19 protein-coding genes and 1 pseudogene are annotated in these 21141 nt (G+C 71.9%); 8 read left to right on the forward strand and 12 right to left on the reverse strand.

What is annotated here, in order from left to right:
• Positions 1–100: 100 nt before the first annotated feature.
• A complete protein-coding gene (locus tag JK361_RS04610; RefSeq protein ID WP_201814360.1) occupies positions 101–1258 on the reverse strand; it encodes an FAD-dependent monooxygenase in 1158 nt (385 codons plus the stop codon).
• 72 nt (positions 1259–1330) lie between these two features.
• On the opposite strand from JK361_RS04610, the gene JK361_RS04615 reads away from it, so the two are divergent.
• Together JK361_RS04615 and JK361_RS04620 are read left to right on the forward strand one after the other, a co-directional pair.
• The gene (locus JK361_RS04615; protein ID WP_201814361.1) at positions 1331–1909 is read left to right on the forward strand and encodes a TetR/AcrR family transcriptional regulator; all 579 of its coding nucleotides are present in this window, start codon (positions 1331–1333) and stop codon (positions 1907–1909) included.
• 114 nt (positions 1910–2023) lie between these two features.
• A complete protein-coding gene (locus JK361_RS04620; RefSeq protein WP_201814362.1) occupies positions 2024–2479 on the forward strand; it encodes a hypothetical protein in 456 nt (151 codons plus the stop codon).
• Between the two features lie 98 nt (positions 2480–2577).
• On the opposite strand, the gene JK361_RS04625 is transcribed toward JK361_RS04620, so the two are convergent.
• The 3 genes from JK361_RS04625 to JK361_RS04640 form a co-directional block, all read right to left on the reverse strand.
• Positions 2578–3723 (reverse strand): hypothetical protein, encoded by a 1146-nt coding sequence (locus tag JK361_RS04625; protein WP_236052489.1) that lies wholly within the window; start codon positions 3721–3723, stop codon positions 2578–2580.
• Positions 3724–4142: 419 nt separating this feature from the next.
• Entirely contained in the window at positions 4143–4862 is a 720-nt protein-coding gene (locus JK361_RS04635) for a cysteine hydrolase family protein (protein ID WP_201814971.1), read from the reverse strand.
• A 292-nt stretch (positions 4863–5154) separates the two neighbouring features.
• A complete protein-coding gene (locus JK361_RS04640) occupies positions 5155–5661 on the reverse strand; it encodes an SRPBCC family protein (protein WP_201814363.1) in 507 nt (168 codons plus the stop codon).
• A 485-nt stretch (positions 5662–6146) separates the two neighbouring features.
• On the opposite strand from JK361_RS04640, the gene JK361_RS04645 reads away from it, so the two are divergent.
• Both JK361_RS04645 and JK361_RS04650 read left to right on the forward strand, forming a co-directional pair.
• The gene (locus JK361_RS04645) at positions 6147–6644 is read left to right on the forward strand and encodes a hemerythrin domain-containing protein (protein WP_201814364.1); all 498 of its coding nucleotides are present in this window, start codon (positions 6147–6149) and stop codon (positions 6642–6644) included.
• A gap of 80 nt (positions 6645–6724) precedes the next feature.
• Positions 6725–7117: a DUF2267 domain-containing protein gene (locus tag JK361_RS04650; protein WP_201814365.1), complete on the forward strand. Its 393-nt coding sequence runs from the start codon at positions 6725–6727 to the stop codon at positions 7115–7117.
• A 132-nt stretch (positions 7118–7249) separates the two neighbouring features.
• Here JK361_RS04650 and JK361_RS04655 read toward each other — a convergent pair whose 3' ends face one another.
• The 3 genes from JK361_RS04655 to JK361_RS04665 all read right to left on the reverse strand — a co-directional run bounded on the left by JK361_RS04655 (position 7250) and on the right by JK361_RS04665 (position 8655).
• A complete protein-coding gene (locus JK361_RS04655; protein WP_236052490.1) occupies positions 7250–7717 on the reverse strand; it encodes a DUF6003 family protein in 468 nt (155 codons plus the stop codon).
• Between the two features lie 131 nt (positions 7718–7848).
• Positions 7849–8253 carry an ATP-binding protein gene (locus tag JK361_RS04660; RefSeq protein ID WP_236052491.1) on the reverse strand — a complete coding sequence of 135 codons (405 nt, stop codon included), beginning with the start codon at positions 8251–8253 and terminating at the stop codon, positions 7849–7851.
• A gap of 156 nt (positions 8254–8409) precedes the next feature.
• On the reverse strand, positions 8410–8655 hold the full coding sequence (locus tag JK361_RS04665; RefSeq protein WP_201814367.1) for a DUF5133 domain-containing protein: 246 nt from the start codon (positions 8653–8655) through the stop codon (positions 8410–8412).
• A 385-nt stretch (positions 8656–9040) separates the two neighbouring features.
• On the opposite strand from JK361_RS04665, the gene JK361_RS04670 reads away from it, so the two are divergent.
• Complete coding sequence (locus JK361_RS04670) at positions 9041–10249, forward strand: phospholipase D-like domain-containing protein (RefSeq protein WP_201814368.1); 1209 nt, start codon at positions 9041–9043, stop codon at positions 10247–10249.
• Between the two features lie 191 nt (positions 10250–10440).
• Here the strand turns inward: JK361_RS04670 and JK361_RS04675 are convergent, their stop codons facing one another.
• Positions 10441–10869, reverse strand: coding sequence for a hypothetical protein (locus tag JK361_RS04675; protein ID WP_201815048.1), 429 nt, complete (start codon positions 10867–10869; stop codon positions 10441–10443).
• 250 nt (positions 10870–11119) lie between these two features.
• Here JK361_RS04675 and JK361_RS04680 point away from each other — a divergent pair, with 250 nt between their 5' ends.
• Together JK361_RS04680 and JK361_RS04685 are read left to right on the forward strand one after the other, a co-directional pair.
• Positions 11120–11935, forward strand: coding sequence for an RNA polymerase sigma factor (locus JK361_RS04680; protein WP_201814369.1), 816 nt, complete (start codon positions 11120–11122; stop codon positions 11933–11935).
• Positions 11932–13572: an SsgA family sporulation/cell division regulator gene (locus tag JK361_RS04685; protein WP_201814370.1), complete on the forward strand. Its 1641-nt coding sequence runs from the start codon at positions 11932–11934 to the stop codon at positions 13570–13572. Before JK361_RS04680 ends, JK361_RS04685 begins: the two co-directional genes overlap by 4 nt.
• An 87-nt stretch (positions 13573–13659) precedes the next feature.
• Here the strand turns inward: JK361_RS04685 and JK361_RS04690 are convergent, their stop codons facing one another.
• From JK361_RS04690 to JK361_RS04705, 4 genes are all read right to left on the reverse strand, one after another.
• The gene (locus JK361_RS04690; protein WP_307787164.1) at positions 13660–14643 is read right to left on the reverse strand and encodes a restriction endonuclease; all 984 of its coding nucleotides are present in this window, start codon (positions 14641–14643) and stop codon (positions 13660–13662) included.
• Between the two features lie 170 nt (positions 14644–14813).
• Positions 14814–15773, reverse strand: a complete 960-nt coding sequence (locus JK361_RS04695; RefSeq protein WP_201814371.1) for a sigma-70 family RNA polymerase sigma factor — start codon at positions 15771–15773, stop codon at positions 14814–14816.
• A gap of 18 nt (positions 15774–15791) precedes the next feature.
• Positions 15792–16991, reverse strand: a complete 1200-nt coding sequence (locus JK361_RS04700) for an NAD(P)/FAD-dependent oxidoreductase (RefSeq protein ID WP_201814372.1) — start codon at positions 16989–16991, stop codon at positions 15792–15794.
• Positions 16992–17101: 110 nt separating this feature from the next.
• Complete coding sequence (locus JK361_RS04705) at positions 17102–18553, reverse strand: HEAT repeat domain-containing protein (RefSeq protein WP_236052492.1); 1452 nt, start codon at positions 18551–18553, stop codon at positions 17102–17104.
• Between the two features lie 245 nt (positions 18554–18798).
• Here JK361_RS04705 and tap point away from each other — a divergent pair.
• Positions 18799–21140 (forward strand): annotated as a pseudogene (tap, locus tag JK361_RS04710) (telomere-associated protein Tap).
• Position 21141 lies beyond the last annotated feature (1 nt).

The raw sequence follows: 21141 nt of genomic DNA on the forward strand, positions 1-21141 counted from the left end.
CCGTACCGCTTCCCGATGGGGGCGATGTGACGCACGTGTGGCCCGTGGCACGGACAGGAACGACGGCGGGCGACCGGGAGTCGGCGGGGCGCGAGGCGGCTCAGGTCAGCTGTGGTGGAACCCAGACGTGGTGCCGGAGGATCATGCGGGTCGCGGCGCGGGAGGGTGTCAGCCGCATCGCCGTGTTCCGCAGGGCGACGGCCAGCGGGTGGGAGAGCTGCTGACCCATCCGTCCGGCCTGCCGGGCCGCCCGCGCGACGGCCTGGCTGCGCGGCCGGCGCTCGGCGTCGTAGCGGGCGAGCGCCGCCTCGACGGTGGGCTCGGTCCCGAGCGCGGCGGCCAGGGTGACCGCGTCCTCCAGCGCCTGGCAGGCGCCCTGTCCGAGGTTGGGGGTCATCGCGTGTGCCGCGTCACCGAGCAGCGCGATCCGGCCCACCGCGTAGGAGGGCAGCGGCGTGCGGAGTTCGTTGACGTCGTGGTGCAGCACGGCCTCCGGCCGTGTCGCGTCGAGCAGGGCCGGGACCGGGTCGTGCCAGGCATGGAACCGCCGGCGCAGTTCGGCCAGCGGGTCGGCGAACCGCGTGCGGGCGGGGAGGGTGAGGACGGCGTGCCACTCGGCCCGGCCGTCGAGGAACGCGATGTGCCCGAACTCGGCCCCGTGGCCCCAGGTCAGTTCGAAGTCGGTGCCCGGGTCGACGGCCCGCTCGGTGACGGCGCGCAGCACCGTCGAGCCGCTGTAGACCGGGCCGGGGTGGGCCGGAAACAGACGGCCGCGGACCTTGCTGCCGACACCGTCGGCCGCCACCACCAGATCGGCCTCCAGGACCGTGCCACCGCAGCCGACTTGAACCGTCCCGGGGGCGATCTGCTCGACCGGGCCCGCCTCGGTGCCGATCAGCAGTGCCTCGGCGGGCAGGGCGTCGCGAAGCAGTCGGTGCAGGGTGGAGCGGGGAATGCCCATGATCGGCGTGCCCACCGCCGCCTCCAGCGCGGTCCCGTCCATCCGGGCCAGCCAGCCGCCCCGCGGCGTGCGGGTGCCACCGCTGTACTGGCCTCGCGAGGCACCCCGTACCACCTGGCCGACGCCGAGTTCGTCCAGTGCCCGCAGGCCGTTGGCGGCCAATGAGATACCCGCCCCCGCGTCCTCGGGCAGACAGGCGCGCTCGACGACCGTCACGTCCCATCCGATGCGGCGCAGGCCGATCGCGGCGGCCAGCCCGCCGATGCCCCCGCCGACCACCACTGCCGTGTCGCCCATGCCGAAGCTCCCATCCTTCTACATCTGTAGAAGATGAGCCTATCCTCGTCTCTACAGGTGTAGAAAGGAGTCATGGCTTCGGATCGGCGCACCCTCCTCGCGGACGCGGCTCTCGACGTACTCGCCGACGACGGGATCCGCGGCCTGACCCACCGCGCGGTGGACCGCAGAGCGGCCATGCCGCCCGGCACCACATCGGCCTACTTCCGCACCCGAGCCGCGCTGCTCACCGCACTCGTCACGCGGCTGGTCCAACTCGACCAGGCGGAACTGCACACGATGACCGAAGAGCTGCCACCCCTGCGTACCGTCGCGGAACTGGTGGACGGCATGTCACTGCTCACCCGACGGCGACTCACCGGCGAGGGCCGCCGCCGCTCGCTCGCCCGCTACGCCTGTGCCGTCGAGAGCGTGCGCGACCCCGAGTTGCGCGAGATCCTCGTGCCCCGTGAGAACGCCGGCCGCGAGGCCGTCCGGGAGTTTCTCGCCGCGCACGGCGTGACGGACGTCGAGAACCGCACCCACATCCTGCTGACCTGTATCGACGGTCTGGTCTTCGACCGGTTGGTGAGCGGCGGCGAAGTACCCCGCGAGGCACTCGAAGGCCTGGTCGCCGCCGCACTGCGTCAGGGCGGGCGGCCACGGCACTGACCGCACGGGGCCCCGGCCTCATCCGTCTCCACCGCAGCGCGGGCTCAACCGGCCGACGCCTCCGGGCCCCGGGGCCGAGCAGCGACCACCCTCCGCACGAAGTAGCGTCGACGCGTGTCTGTGTTCACGTACTTCGGCCCGCCCGCGATCACACTCCTCCTCTTCGTCGTCGGGACGTTCCCGTACGGGTTGTGGGTGGCCAGGAGGAGGCCCTCGCGGCCGGCCCGCTGGGCCGTGATCGGGAGCGGAGCGGTGATCGCCGCCTATGGGGCCGGGACCCTCTACGGGCTCGCCTTCACGAAACCGCTCGACGTGTGCGGGGAGGCGACCGGCGACGGCGTGTACATGGATGCCGGGCGGGACTTCAGCCTGGCATCGGTAAGCGTGGACGGCTTCCCTCCGTCCGTCACCTGCCACTGGACCAGCGGCCGCAGCACCGAGGCGGTGTGGTTCTGGGCCCCGCCCCTGCTGTACGCGGGCCTGGCCTGCGTCGTCGTCTGCTCCGCCCTGCTTCTCAACCACCGCTACAGACACCGTAAGGCCTCCTGCGACGAGGAGCCCGACGCGTAGCCGGGCTCTCGGCCTCGGCTTGCCCTCGGCCGGCCGGCGCGCCCCCTGACCCGGGAAAGGGCCAGGGGGCGTCCGGTGATCGCAGGACGGTTGGTCGACTACACCGCCGCGGTGCGCCCGGTGATCGGGCAGGCCCCGGCCGCCGCCGGGCCGAAGGCGGCGGTCTTGGCGGCGGGCGCCGTACCGCCGATCTGCTTCAGGATCTCGTCCGACAGCAGGTCTTCCTTGCCCTTGAGGGCATCGGCGACCACGAGGTCGGCGTTGAAGACCATTTCGGCGGCGACGTTGTCCTGGACGATGCGCGCCAGGTTGTCCAGGGCCACGGCGATCGGGTCCGAGGGGGTCTCCACGGTGGGCAGGTCGATCAGGTGGGTGGCCACCTTCGCCTGGTTCATGGTGCGGCGGATGATGATGGACGCCTGGTTCAGTTCGGACGTCGTCCAGATCGACAGCACCGTGACGTACAGGTTGCTCCACGCCTGCTCACCGATGAGCGTGCGCCACCGCTTCATCAGAGCCTCGATACCGGTGATCTGCGCGGTGGCCGCGAAGGTCATGTTGACGCGGATGGACGGGTAGACGCCCGCGGCGAACCGGTTGTACGCCACCATGTCGAACGACTGCGCCTTGACGATGGTGTCGATGAACTTGACGGCCTCGGTGAGGATCTTGTTGCAGGAGGTGTACAGGTCGTCCGGGAGGTTCGCGGTGGGCAGCTTGGTGAGCGCCGAACTCAGCGTGGTCCGGTAGGTGTTCAGCGGAGTGATCCAGCCCTTGTCGCCCGGGGTCTTGAACGCGACCATGTCCAGGTCGTGCGGGTCGATGCGCTCCGCGTTGGGGATGTTGGGCACCTGGTCGCCGAGGTAGGCGGCGATCACCGAGTAGATGCCCAGGGGAATGTGGGCGATGGACTTGGCCAGTTCGAAGTACTCCGGAACCGGGTCGACCGTCTCGACCCGGACCCCCTTGTCGATCAGTGTGAAGCGTCCGCCGACGGCGTTGTTCTGGACGACGATGACCGGGCTGAGCTGGGTGACCAGCTCGGACTTCAAGGACGCGTAGTTGGTGCGCATGCCGGCATTGACGTTGCGTATCGCGTCCCGTGCCGCCTTCTCGTCGGTCGCCGCCGGTGCGGCTGGTGCGGTCGGTGCGGCCGACGCGCTGGTGGCCGCTTGTGTCTGTGTGAGGAAGGTGGCTGCCCCTGCTGCCGAAACGGTACCCAGAAATCCTCTACGAGTTGCCATGCCCCGTCTTTCCATGGTGAGTGATCGGTCTCTGCGGGGTGGGGGGAAAGAAGTGGGGGGAGTTCGGGGTGGGGGGACAGACGTGGGGGAGTTCAGGTGGGGGGACAGGGGTGGGGGAGTTCGGGTGGGGGCGGTGTGGGGGAAGCCCAGGGGGGAGCAGCGTGGGGAAGAGCTGACCGCGGGGTGCTGTCCCACATGTTCGCCGGCCGCCGGCCGGCCGGGCCGCGCCAGCCGCGCCAGCCGCCTCGGCCGCGCCAGGCGCCCCGGCCGCGCCAGGCGCCCCGGCCGCGCCAGGCGCCCCGGCCGCGCCAGGCGCCCCGGCCGCGCCAGGCGCCCCGGCCGCGCCAGCCGCCCCGGCCGCGCCAGCCGCCCCGGCCGCGCCAGGCGCCCCGGCCGCGCTGCGTGTCGTACGCCGGTTCTCAGGTCAGGGACTTCTGCGACGGCACCACGACCCCGTAGAGGTCCTGGACCGTGGCGAGTGCGGCTTCGTGGACCTGCTTCGCGGGGATGCCGCTCGGATCGCCCTTCAGCGGCAGCGGCCGGGTGGCCGAGGCGTCGGCGACCACGGTCGGCTGGTAACCGTTGAGGAAGGCGCCCTGTGTGGTGAACAGGACACACATGTTGGTCATGAACCCGGCGACGATCACCTTCTTGTTCCCGGTCTTCTCGACCCTCGCGGCGAGATCGGTGTCGTGGAAGGCGTCGGGAACGCTCTTGACCACGACCGGCTCCCCCTTGGCGGGCTTGAGTGCCGGGATGATCCGACCGGCCTTCGACTTCAGGTCGTAGCCCTTGTCGACGATGTGGATGACCGGGGTGCCCGCCTTGCGGGCGCGCTTCAGCAGAGCCTCGGCGTTGTCGACCGCGGGCCGCCACCCGTCCAGTTCCATCACGCCGTCGGTGTAGGTGTTCTGGTAGTCGACGAGGATGAGCGTCGCGTCGGACAGCTCGGCCGGAGTCTCGTCGAGGCCGTTCAGTTGCCTCAGCGTCTTCGTGTCCTCGGCGACGTTCGCCCGAGCGGCGGGAGCCGTTGCCACGCCCTCGGCGGAGGCGGCCTCGGAACTTCCGCCGCACCCGGCGACGGTGGCCGCGAGCAGGGCGGCGGCGCACAGCGCGACGGCTGAACGCAGCGGCTTCATCGGCCGGGACCCTCCTGCGACGGCATCGTCGATCAGGGTCGGGTCGGCGAGCTTCGCCGGCGTGTCGTCTAACGCGTCGAGCTGACGCGGCATCGACCTGGGCATGGAGTACCACCTGTGAGGGGGGAGTTGGGGAAGGAGCGCAGCGGTCCGGTGACCTGCGCCTATGACGCTATGGCCAGGGACGCGCGTCGGCAATGTCATCCAACATGCAGAAAACGACATCGGACATCGCCGAAGCACTGCGGGCGCCCGGGGTCTCAGCGCCGCACGGTCGCGCTCACATCCGGTCTCACTCGCCCCGGGTCTCCAGCTCCCGCTTCAGGTTGCGCAGCGTGGTGCGGATGTTGCGGGCCTGGAAGGCGGAGAAGGTGCTGCCTGCGGTGGCGATCCGGTCGAAGGCGCCGGCTATGAACGCGGGCCAGGCGCGGCGGTCGTCGGTCCAGGTCTCGGTGACACGTGTGCCTTCGCCCGCGGGCTCGAAGCGGTACTCCCAACTGGCGATCGGGCCGTGCAGTCGCGGGCGTCCGATACCGATGGCGTGGACCCGGAACGCGAAGCGGCGGCCGGGGTCGGCTGCCGTGACCGTGCACAGGGTGACCCAGCGGAACCTTCCGCGCTGGTTGCGCCCGATGAACGTCGTGCCCAACGCGGCGGGCGCGTCCCCCGTGTCACCCGTCGTGCCGAGGTTCTCGGGGCTCCAGCGGCCCATGTCGGCGGGGCGGCTCACGGCCAGGTAGGCGGCATCGGGCGGGACGTCGATGACGATGCTGTCGCTCACCGTGAATGTGCGGGCCATAGGGGTACCTCTCCTCGACGCAAGCAAGGTTACTCGCCGGTAGTGGCTCATGGTAGGTGCCGGCACCCGCGCTGCCGGCCGGGGTCCGCACCACATTCGTCGCAGCGGGCGCCCCCGTGTCGGCGGCGCCATGGCCAAGCGGAGGGTGCAGGGAAACCTGCTCGTGAAGATCGACGGCGTCAAGTTCAACATGCACATCGACATTTCGGACAAGTGGGTCCGCCTCGGCCCCGCCGGTTCCTGTTCGAAGTTGGCCGGGTGCCCCTGTCCGGCCACGGGCCGCGTCGAGGTCGAGAGCCGAACGCGTGGATGGCGCGCCGACCGTGCGAGGGGCCGCAGTCACCTCGGCGGCGGCTGCCGGAAGTCGGCCGCCGCTGGGGCTGTTTGACCTGGGAAGCCTGGGCAAATGGGGCAAACTGGGGAATTCCCGGCAAGGGTTGGGGTAGCGGGAGGTGAAAGCCACTCCAGCGAAGGAGGCGCATCACATGACACCGACCGAGGATGTCGTCGAGATGATCCTGAGGGATCACCGGAAGATGGAAGACCTGCTCCGCCTGATGCGCAACACCGAGGCCGACCGCCGGACGGCGCTGCACGACTTCGCGCACCTGTTGATCGCGCACGGTGAGGCCGAGAGGGCCTCGGTGCACTCCGTCCTCATCTCCTTCGAGGACGCCGACACCGTCGAGCGCATCGAGACCGCCCACCAGGAAGCCGTCAAGGTCCTCTTCGCGCTCCTCCAGGTACGGGAGATCGGCTCGGCCGAATGGGACTGGCGGCTTCAGCAGTTGGCCCAGGTCACCGCCCGCCACACGGACGAGGAGGAGCGCACCCTCGTCAACCGGCTGCGCGGCAGCCTCAGTCGGCGCTGCCGGGAGGAACTCGGCGCCGGCTTCACCAGGACCGAGACCGACCTGCTGACGGCACGATGCGGCAGCGTCGCCAATGTGCACCGCATGGTGCACGCCGCCACCCCCGCATGACGCCCGCATCCGCACCGCGAAGAGCCGGCGGCGGGGTGCTTCGGACCGCCGCGGAGCGAAGATCCACGACAGGAGCCACCATGGACTGGAGTCTGGACCGCTTTCTCACGCAGGTCACCGAACGTGCGGGCTACGACAGGACGCAACAGGGAGCCAGAGCCGTACAGAACGTGCTGGAGGTCCTCGGCGCCCACCTGGTGGGTGACGACCGCACGGACCTGGCCGCCCTGCTGCCCGGCGGGTGCGGATCACTGCTGACCGCGAGCGTGCCGGCCAGCGAACCACTGACCCCCGCGTCGTTCGTCGAGGCCGTGGCCGACCGCAGCAACGAAGACCTCGCCGAGGCCAGGCGCGAGGTCGACGCCGTGCTGCCCACCCTCGCCGAGATCGCGGACGGCGCGCTGCTGCGTCGTCTGCTCACCCAGCTGCCGCCCGGGCACGCCGGCCTGTTCGGTTGCCCGGACCCCGGATGACCGGCCACGCCCGGTGGGGCCGTCGTCCCATTCCACGGGCCCGTCGTCCCGTTCCGCGGGGCGGGCGTCCCGTTCCGCGGGGCAGGCGTCCGGTTCGGTGAGGCCGGCGTCCCGTTCGGCGAGGGGGGCGGGTCAGTCGCCGGCGGCCTGGACGATGTCCTGCGGATCCAGGCCGGTGAGCTGCGCGATGCGCGGCGCGGGAATGCCGGCGGTCAGGGCGCGGTGGACCAGCGACTGCCAGTCCTGGGTGGTGTCCCGGAAGCTGAGCAGCTCGGACTCCATGTCCGTCACGGAGCGCGGCGCGCACGCGTGCTCGACCCGCAGGGTCTCCTCCTCGCCGAGGGGAACCGGCAGCCGCTCCGCGTCCTCGGGGATGAGGACCTCCGCCGTCGCCGGGAGGATCCGGACGCGCTCGGAAGAACCGGGGATTCCGTGAGCGGAGAGCCAGCCCAGCACCGCGGGGCTCTGGGAGCACTCCAACTCGCCCACCGCGGACAGAGCCGCGCCCAGACGTGGATGACGCTCGGGGAGAACGAACAGCAGGGCCTCGTCGGCCATGGCCAGGACACCTCTCTCGCAGAAGCTGGGCAGGGACGTCATCCCTGTGCCCTCATAACGCGCTGTGCCCGCATCGGCATCGCCCACTCACCCGGCAGGATGGCGCGGCCGAGGGCCGGTACGCCTGCGCGAGGGCGACGACGAAGGGCCGCGGCCGGACGGGGCACGGCCGCTCACGCCGACCGGGGAGCCGTGGGCGGCTGGAAGCAGGCGGTGACGTCCTTGCCGCGGGGACAGCGGTAGACCTGCCAGTCGTCGGCGAGCGCGCCGACCAGGAGCAGTCCGCGTCCCCCGAGGGCGCCGTCGTTCGCCGGGCGCTGCTCGGGCAGCCGGGCCGACGCGTCGTGCACGGTCACGTGCAGGCACTCCTCGTCCCAGGCGAGAATGAGGCTCGCCGTGCTGTGGGTGTGGACGTGGGCGTTGGTGACCAGCTCGGAGACGGCCAGCACGACCGAGTCCACCAGATCCGGTGCCGTCCGGTCCCAGCCGAGCGTGGCCAGATGCGCACGCGTCCAGTCCCTGGCCGCCTTCACTCCGCTGCTGACGGGCAGCGAACGCGCCCATCCCACAGCCCTCATCGATGAGTTCCGTACCACTGTCTCTTCTCCTTCGGCCGCAGCGTTCCTGTTCCGTCTGCCCGGCATACGGCAGACCCCACCTGAGCCGAGGTGATGCTCCTCAGTACGAATTTGTGCCACGCGGAAAGCTGCGCCACCGCGGAACGTCCGTCCGGGTCAGGCGGCCAGGGTCTGGGTCGCCCGGGTGACCGCACGGCGTTCCGCTCGCAGCTTCCGCAGCAGGTCGTCGGCGGCGGCCAGGGCCTCGTCCACCGACCGGGTGCCGGTCATGAGGCACAACGTGCGTGAAGTCTCCTCAAGTTCGCGGCTCGAGCGGCCGGTGGGCTGGAGGTCATGACGGAAGCGGGCGTCGGCGAAGCGGGCCAGTACCGAGCGCAGTTCTTTCTCCGCGGGCAGCAACACAGCGACAACCTCTCTCGCAAAGCGGGCCGTCACCCCGGACCCGCGACCTCCGTGCGCCCCCACCTGCCAGGGGGCACCACGGCCGAAACGGAGCAGACATCTCCTCCGGCGACTCGTCTGCCCGTGCCGGATCACCGTATGCACTTCTCCCGTCACACTCGCTCACGACACCGCGGATTCCCCGCGGTTCCCGGGAACGAGGCCGCGTACCGATCCGGGCGGTGCCGGGAGTGAGGCCGCGTACCGATCCGGGCGGTGCCGGGAGTGGGGCCGCGTAGCGATCCGGGCGGTGCCGGGAGTGAGGTGGTGGCACCCGGGCATCCGCTTGCTGGGCTCGCCAGGCGGCCCGCACTGCCTCGTCCTCTTGGTCCAACGGGAGACTCGCGTGATCCTCGACGGCATACCGGCACCCGCTGCCCGCGGTACCGCCCCTGACGCGGAAGCCCGCAAGCAGCGCCTGCGCCGCCGCCTGGAGCGGCTGATCGGCGTGGCCGCCACCGAAGGCAACGAGCTGCTGCCGCTGCGCAACGGCGACGAGATCTTCCCCGCGATGCTCGGCGCGATCCGTTCTGCCCAGCACACGATCGACATGATGACGTTCGTGTACTGGCGCGGTCAGATCGCCCGCGACTTCGCCGCCGCCCTCGCCGACCGCGCCCGTGCCGGTGTGCGGGTACGGCTGCTGCTCGACGGGTTCGGCGCCAAGAAGATCGAGCGGCACCTGCTGGACCTCATGGACGCCGCCGGCGTGCAGGTGGCCTGGTTCCGCAAGCCCGTCTGGCTGTCGCCGTTCAAACAGAACCACCGATGCCACCGCAAGGCGCTCGTCGTCGACGAGCACACCGCGTTCACCGGCGGCGTCGGCATCGCGGAGGAGTGGTGCGGCAATGCCCGCCATCCCGGCGAGTGGCGGGACACCCACGTCCAGGTGCGCGGCCCGGCCGTGGACGGCATCGCCGCCGCGTTCGCGCAGAACTGGGCCGAGTGCCACGACGAACTCTTCGGCGACCGCGACCGCTTCACCGAGCACGACCAGTCCGGCTCGTCCGTCGTCCAGGTGGTGCGCGGCTCCGCCAGCATCGGCTGGCAGGACATGCAGACCCTCATCCGGGTCATGCTCACCTCCGCCGAGGAGCGCTTCCGCCTCGCCACCGCCTACTTCGCCCCCGACGCCTACTTCGTCGACCTCCTGTGCCGGACCGCCCGCCGTGGTGTGCGCGTGGAGATACTCCTCCCCGGCCCCCACACCGACCAGCGCGCCTGCCGGCTCGCCGGACAGCACCACTACAGACGCCTGCTGGAGGCAGGGGTGCGCATCCGGCAGTACCGGCCGACGATGATGCACGCCAAGATCATGACCGTGGACTCGGTCGCCACCCTCATCGGGTCCACCAACTTCAACCGCCGGTCCCTGGACCACGACGAAGAGGTCATGCTCGCCGTCCTGGACGAGGCGTTCACCGCGGCGCTCGACCGCGACTACGAAGCGGACCTGGAGCGGAGCGTCGACATCGACCTCGCCCGGTGGAAACGACGGGCGTTGCTCCAGCGCGCCAAGGAAGCCGCCGTCACCCCCGTCCGCCGCTTCCTGTGACGCGCGGACCGCCCCGGGACGTTCTGCGTGGGGGGCGGTGATCGGCTGCTCGGACAGCCACCGGCCTTCGCGTGCCGTGGCGTGCGTGCCGCGCCGTGCGTGCCGCGGCGTGGCGGACGGGTCGTGGGGGGACGGGGCGTGGGGTGACGGGACGTGCCGCGGCGCCTGCTCGGGCGCCGCGGCACGGGTGATCAGGTGGCGATGATGGTGTGGAAGAACAGCACCGCCCCACCGAAGGCGGCGCCGCCGGCCAGGATCGCCGCGGCGGCGTTGCGCTCGGCGAGGTAGGTGAGGACTCCGGCGCCGGTGCCGACCAGGACGCCGAGCATGAGGATGATGGCGCTGCGCAGACCGAGCAGCGCGGTGGGGCTGCCGCCGGCGGAGGTCTGCGGTTGCGGCGGCCAGGGGTGTTGCGGGGGCTGGTGCGGTATGGCCTGCGGGGCGTAGCCGGCGTGGTGTGCCTGCGGCACGCCCGTGCCGGTGCCGGTGCCCGTGTCCGCGCCGGTGGTCGTGGCCGCGCCGGTGGTCGTGCCGGTGCCCGTGGCGGGGGAGGCGGTGGTGGCCGGGGTGAGGTTCTGGCTGTGCTGGTGGCCCTGGCCGGGGGTGGGGTGGGTGTACATGGACGTCCCTTCCTCTGACGGGTGGTCACCGCTGGCGCGGCGACCGGTTGCTGAAGGTGTAGCGGGCGCCCACCCCTCTCCCCCCGTGTGGCGCACGTCACATTTGTTTGTGGGGGCGGGGAGGGGGGAGAGCCCCGAGCCGCACCTAGGACCTCCATGACGCAAGGTCGGGACGGGGCCCGCTGGGGCTGGCGAGGGCTAGGGAGCGGATGTGCCGGATGGAACCTGCAAGGGGCGCGGACCCCAGACCATGACGCAGAGCCCGCACACGGCGGCCGCGGATACGAGCCAGGAACTGCGCGCCCTGGAGGACGCGCTCGCGGCCCAGGCGGGCGAGGACGCCGCGTCACGGGCCCAGCTCCTCGCTCACGACGCCGCTCTCGTCGCGTTCCTGCACCGCTCCGGCTTCGAGGGCCCCCACTACCAGCAGTTCATCACCGAGCTGATGGCCTATGGCTGGCGCACGCTGAGCAGCTGGAGCGCGAGCGGTGACATCTTCAAGCGCACGGCCCGCGTGGGCCGCCCCGTGCCGCCGGCCATGCTGCCGGAGACGTGGGCGTACGAGGACCGCACCCAGGTCGTCACCGACACCGTCCTCAAGGGCAGCGCCCTCTTCCGGGAGCACGGCCTGGTCCGCGGCAAGTGGAGCCCCGACGGCCGCGCCAGCCTGGCCACCTACTTCGTCGGTGCCGCCGTCCTCGCCTTCCGCCCCGTCTACATCCGCTGGTACAAGGCCCACCACCTCGGGCAGGCCGAACTCGACCACCGCACCGCCGACACCGACGACGTCCTCGATGCCCAGCACGACATCCCCGACCAGCGTGCCACCGACCCCGCACACACCGCGGCCACGCTGGACCACATCAACCGCATGCGCCCGCTGCTGCCCGACGAGCAGCTGCGCGAGGCGCTGGGATGGGTGACCCTCGGCTACACCCACGCCGAGGCCGCCGCCAAGGTCGGTTTAACGCCCAAGGCACTCGAGCGGCGCCTGGCCCGCGCCCGTACCAAGGTTCTGGCCAGTGGCCTGCACCAGACCCAGCCCGGGGAGGGGGAAGCACGATGAGTGTTCACAAGGACGACACGATGCCTGTGACCACCGCTGACGAAGAGTTCGCCGCCCTGATGGCCGCCTCCAGCCTGCGCGCTCCCCGCGTGCGGGCCCTGGGAGGGGCCATCCCGGACAGCGCCCGGCGGCAACTGCACGCCGCCGCCGTAGCGGACCCGGCCACCGGCACCCATGGCGAGCACACCGCCGACGGGCCGGACGAGGAGCCGGACGTGTGCGGGGACGGCGACGACGGCGAACACACCTGCTCCGACGACGATGCCGGGCACGCGGCCGCGGCGGACGGACCGGCTGCGCTGCACGGGCTCCCCGCAATCGACAGCCTGTTCCCAGCTCATGCCTCCGCCGACGTCACGAGCCGTGTCAGGTACGAGGACGTCATCCGCGTCCTGGATGTTTCGGGAGCGTTTCTGCGCGCCGGGATCCCATGGCACTCCATGCGTGACCCGCTCGCCGAGCCACGGATGCGCGACCTGCGATCCTTCGACTGGCACATCATGTCGACTCCACCACGCAGCGCCACGGGCACGAGCGGCCCGGAAGCCTGCGTACTGGTTCCGGCCGGCACGTCACCAGGGTGGAGTGGACCTTCGAGGCTCATCGCCCACGTCGCTCTCGTGATCACCGGAGGAGCAGCCACGGCACCTTGGGTCGGGCCGCCATGGGCAGCCGGACTCCTCGTCGCGGGACCGGCCGAGAGCGGCGCCGCGCGTCCACCAGAGGGCGCCTGGGACCTACTGGCACGCCACCGTCACCACCCACTCGCCGCTCACGCGACGCAATGCCGATCGAGCGGACTGCCACACCTGTTGTCCACCGAAAGGCCGGCCGACGCGCTGTTCCCGTCCATGGGATGGCTGACGGACCGGCTGCCCCTGTCGTCCACCGGATGGCTGATCGATCCGCTGCCGTCGCCGGACACCGCACCCTGGTACGGCGTCGTGGTGGATCAAAGCTCCCTGCTGGTAGCGGGCGATCCGGTGGTGGATCTGGATCCGGCGCACCGGCACGCCATCCCGGTCCCGCTGCCACCTCTGCCCGACCTGGACGCTTATGCGCCACGTCCGGGCGGCAGCCTGCTCCTGCCGAAGAGATCCACCGACGGTCCGGCCGGCAGCGGGCCGGAGGAACGGCACCACACCGCCGGTGAACCCACGGGGCGAACCAGACTCTGGCGCAGGAAGGACAGCGACGGGCTCGAGCAGCATGCTCAGTTCTGGATGCGCCTGCACCGCGAGGAAGGAGACAAGGGACAGCGCTTCCAGATCCGGCTGATCTATCGCACCGCGGATCCCTATGCGGTCACAGCCGTCTTCAACCAAGGCACCGACGAGGAAACGGAATGGGTCTTCGCCCGCGAACTGCTCGTCGACGGCCTGCACGAGAGCGCCGGAATCGGTGACGTCGTCGTATCGCCCTCGGTCGACGAAACGAGCGGCCGGCAACGCATCTTCGTCCGTCTGCGCTCACCCGAGGGCACCGCGCTGCTGTCCGCTTCGCGCCACGACATCGAGGCATTCCTCGACGCCAGTCACCCGCTGACCCAGAACCCGGTGGCGATCTCCGCAAGCCGCGCTCTCGACGCATGGGAACGCGAACTCACGGAGATCATCTGTCCTGGACAAGGGGAATGAGGGCAGGAGTTCCCGATCGCCGGTTGCCGTGCCGCCGGAACCCGCCGCCGGTCGCGAGCCCGGTGCGGGGAACCGCCGTCACACGGGTCAGGACTCGCCGGCCGGCCGGTGCCAGGGGCTCGGTCCCGCCCCTCGGTGCCAGGCCGCCAGATCGTCGCCGTTCACGCAGACGATGCCGCACTGGCGGGCGTACTCGAGAGCGGGTGCCGTGAAGTCGCTCGTGGTGACGACCGCCGCGACATCGGCCTCGTGGATGGTGAAGCAGGTGCCCCCGAAGCGCTGCATGTCCTGGGAGCCGACCTTGTTGGGATCGCCGTAGTGCTTGCACTGGATGACCACGCGCCGCCCGTCCGGGGCGACCGCGACGACGTCCGCCCCCAAGTCACCGGCCCCTCCGACCACTTCGACCTCCCGGCAGTCGTCGCGGACGCACAGCTCCGCCACCGCCTGCTCGAACCCGTCCGGGTCCAGCTCGGCGTAACCGGCTTCGGGGTTGGGGTCCAGCTCGGCGTAACCGGCTCCGGCATCCGTGTCGAGTTCGGCGTAACCGGCTTCGGCGTCGGGGTCGAGTCCGGTGTGACCGGCTCCGGTGCCGGGGCCGACGGGATTCCCGGCGCCGCCCGGGTGCAGTGGCACGGTGGCGGACGGCACCGGTTCCGGCGGAACGCGGTACTCGTCGCGGCCGGGATCCGCCGGAGCGGCATCACCCACCGGCTCGCTCGCCGCGCCGGTCCGCACGGTGGGGACGACCGCCTCGCCGGCCGCCGTACCGCCGAGGCTGGCGCACGCCTTCTCGGCCGCTTCCTCCAGCGCCCGCCCGGCCCGGCGCGCACATCTGCCGGCGGACAGGCGGCGCCACCGCGAGCGGAACCTGAGCGTGGCGGCCACGCCGAGTACCGCCAGCACACCGGCCCAGAGCGGGCGGCGTTCGACGATTCCCGCCGCCGTGCGCGCCAGGAACGCGACGACGCACAGGATGATCGCGAGCAGGAGGAAGAACATCGCGGTGGTGCGCAGATCGAAGCGCCGGCCGCGCTCCACGCCTCGATCCCGGCGCACGGGTATGGTCACGCTGGCCCCCTCCTGGACGGCGACGACGAAGATCCTCCGTCTACGGATGCCCAAGATCGCCGGTCGCTCTCATGACTCCCGCCCGGGGGTTCGCCCGCACGGACGGGGCACCATGACGCGCACCGGAAAGAGGACACCGCGACCGGTCCCCGAGCCCGGCCGCGGCCGGGTCACCACCGGGCCATGAGCGGCGTCCCCGGTTCGTGCTGCCGCCAGGCTTCGGTGAGGCGGACGAGGCAGGCGGGGGCGGCGATGCCGCGAACGGTGGCGATCCTGCCGTTGGCGATGTCGAACGTCACGGCGCCGATGACATGGTGGTCGCCGAGTACGAAGAGCAGGGCGGGGGCGCCGTTGACGAGCGCGAAGTGAACGGCGGGCGTGCCGCCGGCCAGGCGCCGTTTCGCGGGCGTGGGTTTGAAACCGGCCCGTGCGACGGCGGCGATGCGCTGCGGGGTGTCGAACCGCAGCAGCCTCTTGGCCAGGCCGGCGCCGTCGGAGACCGCGGTCGCGTCGTCGGTGAGCAGCGCCACCAGCCGTTCGGTGCGGCCCGAGGAGGCGGCGGCGAGGAATTCCTCGACGATCCTGCGGGCGGCCGCCCGGTCGACCTCGTCCCCGCCGCGGCGGCGCGCGGTGGTGATCCGGCGCCGGGCGCGGTGGAGGTGCTGCTGGCTCGCGGATTCGGTGATGTCCAGGATCCCGGCGACCTCGGCGTGGCTGTAGGAGAACGCTTCGCGCAGGACGTAGACGGCCCGCTCGAGGGGGGACAGGCGCTCCATGAGAGTCAGCACGGCCAGGGAGACCGATTCGCGCTGCTCGAAGGTGTCGGCCGGCCCGAGCATCGGGTCGCCTTCGAGGAGCGGTTCGGGCAGCCAGGCGCCGACCGTGCGTTCGCGGCGGGCGTGTGCCGAGCGGAGCCGGTCGAGGCACAGGTTGGTGACGACCTTGGTCAGCCACGCTTCCGGCACCTCGATCCGCTGCCGGTCGGCGGCCTGCCAGTGCAGGAACGCGTCCTGCACGGCGTCCTCGGCGTCGGCGGCGGAGCCCAGCAGCCGGTAGGCCAGCGAGGCCAGCCGGTTCCGGCCGGCCTCGAACCGGCCGGTGTCGAAGCGATCAGTGACGGTGTGGTCCACGGGGAGCACCCTAGGCGGCTACGCGACCGCCTCCTCGGCGGACACCGGTGGGACCGCGGCCAGGCGGTGCCGGCGCCTGGGCAGACCGAAGGTCGGGTGCGAGCTCGTCCACAGCGACATCCTGAGGATGCCCGCCTTGATCCGCGCCGCCTTCCGGCCGCCCACGTACTTCGGCTTCGCCTGTCCTTCGTCGTCCACCATCTGCAGGATCCCGTCCCGCCTCCCGAGGCTGATGTGGTTGCCGAGGTACTCCAGCTTGGTGGTCGGGACCTTGCGGCCGGTCAGGTGTCCCACGATCGCGGCCGTGGCCTGCATGGCCGTGTAGCCGGCCGAAGCGCAGGACATCGGCAGCGGACGGCCGTTGTCACCGATGGCGTAGGCGCTGTCGCCGACGGCGTAGACGTCCGGGTGCGAGACCGACCGCATGGTGCGGTCGACGACGATCCGGCCGTTCTCGGTGACCTCCAGCCCGCCGGCGGCGGCGATGGGGCCGACCGCGAACCCGGCCGTCCACACGGTCGCGTCGGACGCCAGGGCGGTGCCGTCGGCGCACAACACCCGCGTCGCCTCGACGGCTTCGACGCGGGTGCGCTCCACAACGGTGATGCCCAGCCGCCGGCAGGCCCGGCGCAGGTGGCCGCGGGCTCCGGCGGAGAGCGGTGCGCCCAGCTCGCCGCGGGCGACCAGCGTCACCGACAGGCCGGGCCGGGCTTCGGCGATCTCGGTGGCGGTCTCGATGCCGGTCAGCCCGTCGCCGACGACCAGCACACTCCCGCCCTCGTCCCGCCCGCACAGGCCGTCCAGGCGCTCGCGCAGGCGCAGCGCCGCGGGCCGGGCGCTGACGTCGAAGGCGTGCTCGGCCGCGCCCGGGACGCCGTGGCCGGCGCCGTGACTGCCGAGCGCGTAGAAGAGCGTGTCGTAGCCGATCTCACCGCCGCCGCCGGCGTCGGCCACGGTGACGGCCCGGCGCTCGGGGTCTACGGCGGTGACACGGGCCAGGCGCAGCCGTATCCCCGTGCCCGCGAACACCTCGGCGAGCTGCGGGGCCTCGATCTCCCGGCCGGCCGCGAGCTGGTGCAGCCGCAGCCGCTGGACGAAGTCCGGCTCGGCGTTGACCACGGTGATCTCGGTGTCCGCCGGGGACAGCCGGCGGGCCAGGTTCCCGGCCACGTAGGCCCCGGCGTAGCCGGCGCCGAGGACGACGATGCGGTGCTTCATGTTGTCGCTCCTGTCGGTTCGTTCGCTCCCGGTGTTGAGCGGAGCGGCGCACCGATTCCTGACAGGAACCGCATGTGGCATGGGTCACAGAGCGGCAGGGGGACGGTCCGTCAGGTTCCGCCCGCCCGGTTGCGGTGCCGGTAGTGCCAGTGAGCGGAGACCCGGTGGTCGTCCTCGAAACCGGGGCCGAGGGGGCCCACGCGTTCGTAGGCCTCGTCGGTGCGCGGGTCGTCGCGGACGGCGAGGCCGTAGGCCGCCTCCAGCCGCAGGATCCGGTCCTCCTCGTCCAGCAGGGCGGCGAGCGCCTCGGTGACGGCGGCCGTGCGGTCGTGGGAACCGGAGAGTGACTCGGCCGCACGGCGCCGGACGTCGGCGTCCGGGTCCCGGAGCAGGGTGAGCAGGTTCCTCCGGGTCGCCGGAGTCAGCTCGCGCGGGTACGCGAGGACCTCGGCGACGACGTACCGGACCCTGGAGTCGGGGTCCCGTGCCAGGGCGAGCAGGGTGGTGACGGCGGGCTCGCTCATCGGGGTCCGCATCAGGCAGTACGGCACCTGGCGGCGCACGCGCGGGTCCGGGTGACCGGCGTAGCGGAAGGCGACGGCCTCCTGACCGGGGTGGTCGTGGTCCGTGTAGACGTCCAGGACGTCGGCGAGCACCTCGCCGTCCGGCTCGTCGAGCGCCCATGCCGCCAGGAACTCGACGTCCCCGGCGGTGTCCGGACGGTTGTGGAAGTTCGCCAGGAAGTTCCGGGACCACAGGACCTTGGCGAGCAGCCGGCGGTGGACGGGATCGGGATGGTGGCGCAGGGCCGCCAGCTCCGACCAGGCCTGCGGGCTCTTGCGGAAGGCGAGGGCGTAGCTGACGCTGGACCAGTTGGCGTGCAGCTCGCCGGGATCCGGGACGGCGCGTGCCACCAGTTCCGACACGGGCGACAGGATGCCGAACGCCCGCTCCAGGTCGGTGAGGACGCCGCGATGGCCCGCCCGTACGGTGAGGCCGCCGAGGGAGACCTCCTCGATGTCCGTGTACTCGTCGTCCTGGACCGGCCGCCGGGCGGCCGGGCCCGGGGCCCCCGTGCGGCGGCGCAGCTCCTCGGCCTCCCCGGTCTCGCACCAGTGCCGGGCGAGAGCGAGCAGCCGCTGCTTCTCGGCCGCGGTGATCCGCAGCCCCGGGTCCCTGCCGAGCGTGGCGCCGACCAGCGCCGGGGAGCCGAGGTCGACGGCCCGCATGAGGGGGGTCGTGCCGTCCGGCAGCACGACGCACGAGTCGGCGCCGCCGTCCGTCAGGGCATCGGCGGTCTCGTGGTCGAACGCGCCCACGGCGGTGCAGAGCAATGGCAGGCCGTCGGGACCCGGAGTGTCCGGATCGGCGCCGTCGTTGAGGCACGCCCGGACCGCGTCGGCGTCCTTGGCCATCACGGCTGCCACGAGCTGGTCATTCACGCCGCTCGGGTCGTCCACGCCGTCCATGCCGTCCATGCCGTCCATGCCGTTCACGCCTTCCACGCCGGTCATGCCTTCCACGCCGTGCAGGTTGTGCACGTTGTGCTGCGGTGCGGACAATCTCTCTCCCCCGGTGATCAGTCGGACATCACGCTATCCGGAGCCGGGCCCGGGGCGAACCGAAAAATCCGCAGCGGTCCTGCGGAGGTCGAACCAAGGTCCCGCACCGCACGAGGGGGTCGGCGGCCGCGACTTCACGGATGTGGCGCGCCCGATGATGAGGGATTCAGTGAGGGATTGAATGTGGAGTCCCGCCAGGGATTCATTGTGCGATCGGAGTAGGGTGTCCGGCGGAGGTGTGCTCTGTGCCCACTGAGAACGAGTTGTTCGGTGCCGTCGATGCGCTGCTGGAGCAAGTGGCTCAGGACGATCTGCCGTCACCCGCTGAGCGGCGGCGGCTGCGTGAGGCGGCCTGCCTGACCCAGGCGCAGGTGGCGACTGCACTCCACACGCGCCGCGAGACGGTGGCGAGTTGGGAGTCGGGCAGGAACGAGCCCCGGCCGCCGCAGCGTGCGGCATACGCCCGGCTCCTGGAGAAGCTGGCCGAGCGCTTCCCCAGCCCGGCCGCAGAAGCCGAGCGCTTCCCCGGCCCGGCCGCAGAAGCCGAACGCCTCCCCGCCCCGGCCGCAGAAGCCGAACGCCTCCCCGTCCGGGCAGCGGAACCGGGCCCGTCCGAGACGGCCAACGCCCCCGTCGAGCCGACGCGTCCGGAGGGGGAGACGGTCCCGGCGCCGGAGGCTCCGCCGGCCGTGGCGGCGCCGTCCCGGCCGGCGGCCACGACCAGGGTCTCCTCGCCCACGCGTCCGGGTGCTCCGGGTGCCTCGGGTGCTTCGAGCACTCCGGGCACTCCGCGCACTTCGGGTGCTCCGGGTGCGAAGAAGGCGGCGAAGAAGCAGTCCCACGCCGCTGTGGCCGATCCGCGCTTCGAGAACGGTCCGCTGGCCGTGGTCGATGTCGACGAGGCCGGCCGGGTGCTGGCGTACTGCGTCGGCGGTCTGATCCTGGACGTGCCCGCCAAGTCCCTCCCGTCGCTGATCGAGTGGACGCTGACCGAGGCCGGGCTCGGGCAGGCCCGCCTGCACCGCAACGGCCGCGACGCCGACCCGCTCCTGGTCCTCACCCCGGCCGCGCTGGAGCGCTACGGCCTGCCCGCGGCCCTGTCGCAGGAGGAGCGGCGCGCCGGGCGGCTGCCGGACGGCCACAAGGTGGTCAGGCAGCTCGCCCGTGCCGACTGGAAGCTCACCCGGCGCGGCCTGGGGCCGTGGGCGCGGATCTACCGCCCCGCCGACGGGGCGAGGCGCAACTGCGTCCAGCTGTGCGTCCCGTCCTGGAACGCCCTGGACGCACGGGAGTGGGACAAGAAGGACGACCCGGTCCTGCCGACGATGCACCCGGCCGACCTCGCCCGCTACCTGGGCACGTACGCGCAGCGGGTGATGACGCCGCGCGGCACCACGGCCGTCACCGGTCTGGAGCTGATGGTGGCGCTGCGCCCGCCGACCCGGGCCGAGAAGGACGAGGCCACCGGCGAGTTCAGGCAGGCCTTCAACGCGGACGCGCTGACCTCGGTGTACGACGTGGTGGAGTGCGAGGTCCCGGACGAACACCCGCTGCTGAAGGGAAAGTTCGCCCGGCACCACCTGCGTACACCGGCCGAGATGCTGATGGAGGAGCCGTACGACTGGTGCCGGCCGCTGACCGACGAGGAGTGCATGAACCCCTTCCTGGTCGCGATCGACGTCAACATGTCGTTCGCCGCGGCCACGAACGGGCTCACGGTCGGGCTGAACGGGCCGACCCACTTGACCGGCAACCCGGCCTTCGACCCGTCGCTGCCCGGCTCCTGGCTGGTCGACCTGAGCCACGTCGACCTGTCCCGCGTCCGGTTCGGCGGCCGCACGGTCGACGGCGACCGGCTCCCCAGCCCGTTCACGCCGAAGGGCGACCGCCCGACCGGCCCGGCGTGGTACGCCACCCCCACGGTCGCGTACGCGGTGGAACTCGGTTTCCAGGTCGCTCCGATCGAGGCGTACGTGCGCACGCGGACCGGCCGCTACCTGGACGGCTGGTACAAGCGGCTGCGCGACGCGTACGTGGAGACGATGGCCGACTGCGGTGTCACCACCGATCTGGGCGGCCCGGAGTTCCTGGACGCCATGGCCCGCTCCAAGCGGTCGACCCGACGATGGCGTTGCTGGTGGGCGCGATCAAGGCGACGGCCAAGGGCGGCATCGGAAAGCTCCGGCAGCGCAACCGGGGCCAGGTGCCGTACCACGAGCCGTGGCCGGCGCTCGCGAGGGAGACCTGGCGCCCGGACATCCGGGCCGCCGTGCTGGCCAACCAGCGCATCGGCATCCACCGCAAGCTGATGAAGACGGCCGCGGCGGCCGACCTGTACCCGGTCGCGATCGGTACCGACGCCATCGTCTACCCCTCGCCCGGCCCCGGCCCGCTGGACGTCCTGCCCCACACCGGCGAGGGCAAGCCGGTGCCGGGCACGTTCCGGCTCGGAGTCTCCCCCGGGATGGTCAAGCACCAGGGCACGCGGACGGTCCTGTGGGCCGAGGAGCGGTTCGAGGAACACGGAGGCGTCTTCAACGTCGCCAACCTGATCAAGGACGACCCGACGGCTGGGGAAGGGGAGTAAC

It is taken from the genome of Streptomyces musisoli, from assembly GCF_016741855.1.
GTDB lineage: Bacteria > Actinomycetota > Actinomycetes > Streptomycetales > Streptomycetaceae > Streptomyces > Streptomyces musisoli.

Excerpts from the sequence above, each read along its gene's own strand:
- JK361_RS04660 (WP_236052491.1), bottom strand. The coding sequence starts at position 8,253 with ATGAGGGCTGTGGGATGGGCGCGTTCGCTGCCCGTCAGCAGCGGAGTG.
- JK361_RS04635 (WP_201814971.1), bottom strand. The coding sequence starts at position 4,862 with ATGAAGCCGCTGCGTTCAGCCGTCGCGCTGTGCGCCGCCGCCCTGCTC.
- JK361_RS04685 (WP_201814370.1), top strand. The coding sequence starts at position 11,932 with ATGAGTGTTCACAAGGACGACACGATGCCTGTGACCACCGCTGACGAA.
- JK361_RS04640 (WP_201814363.1), bottom strand. The coding sequence starts at position 5,661 with ATGGCCCGCACATTCACGGTGAGCGACAGCATCGTCATCGACGTCCCG.
- JK361_RS04655 (WP_236052490.1), bottom strand. The coding sequence starts at position 7,717 with ATGACGTCCCTGCCCAGCTTCTGCGAGAGAGGTGTCCTGGCCATGGCC.
- JK361_RS04650 (WP_201814365.1), top strand. The coding sequence starts at position 6,725 with ATGGACTGGAGTCTGGACCGCTTTCTCACGCAGGTCACCGAACGTGCG.
- JK361_RS04700 (WP_201814372.1), bottom strand. The coding sequence starts at position 16,991 with ATGAAGCACCGCATCGTCGTCCTCGGCGCCGGCTACGCCGGGGCCTAC.
- JK361_RS04680 (WP_201814369.1), top strand. The coding sequence starts at position 11,120 with ATGACGCAGAGCCCGCACACGGCGGCCGCGGATACGAGCCAGGAACTG.
- JK361_RS04645 (WP_201814364.1), top strand. The coding sequence starts at position 6,147 with ATGACACCGACCGAGGATGTCGTCGAGATGATCCTGAGGGATCACCGG.
- JK361_RS04625 (WP_236052489.1), bottom strand. The coding sequence starts at position 3,723 with ATGGCAACTCGTAGAGGATTTCTGGGTACCGTTTCGGCAGCAGGGGCA.
- JK361_RS04610 (WP_201814360.1), bottom strand. The coding sequence starts at position 1,258 with ATGGGCGACACGGCAGTGGTGGTCGGCGGGGGCATCGGCGGGCTGGCC.
- JK361_RS04675 (WP_201815048.1), bottom strand. The coding sequence starts at position 10,869 with ATGTACACCCACCCCACCCCCGGCCAGGGCCACCAGCACAGCCAGAAC.
- JK361_RS04615 (WP_201814361.1), top strand. The coding sequence starts at position 1,331 with ATGGCTTCGGATCGGCGCACCCTCCTCGCGGACGCGGCTCTCGACGTA.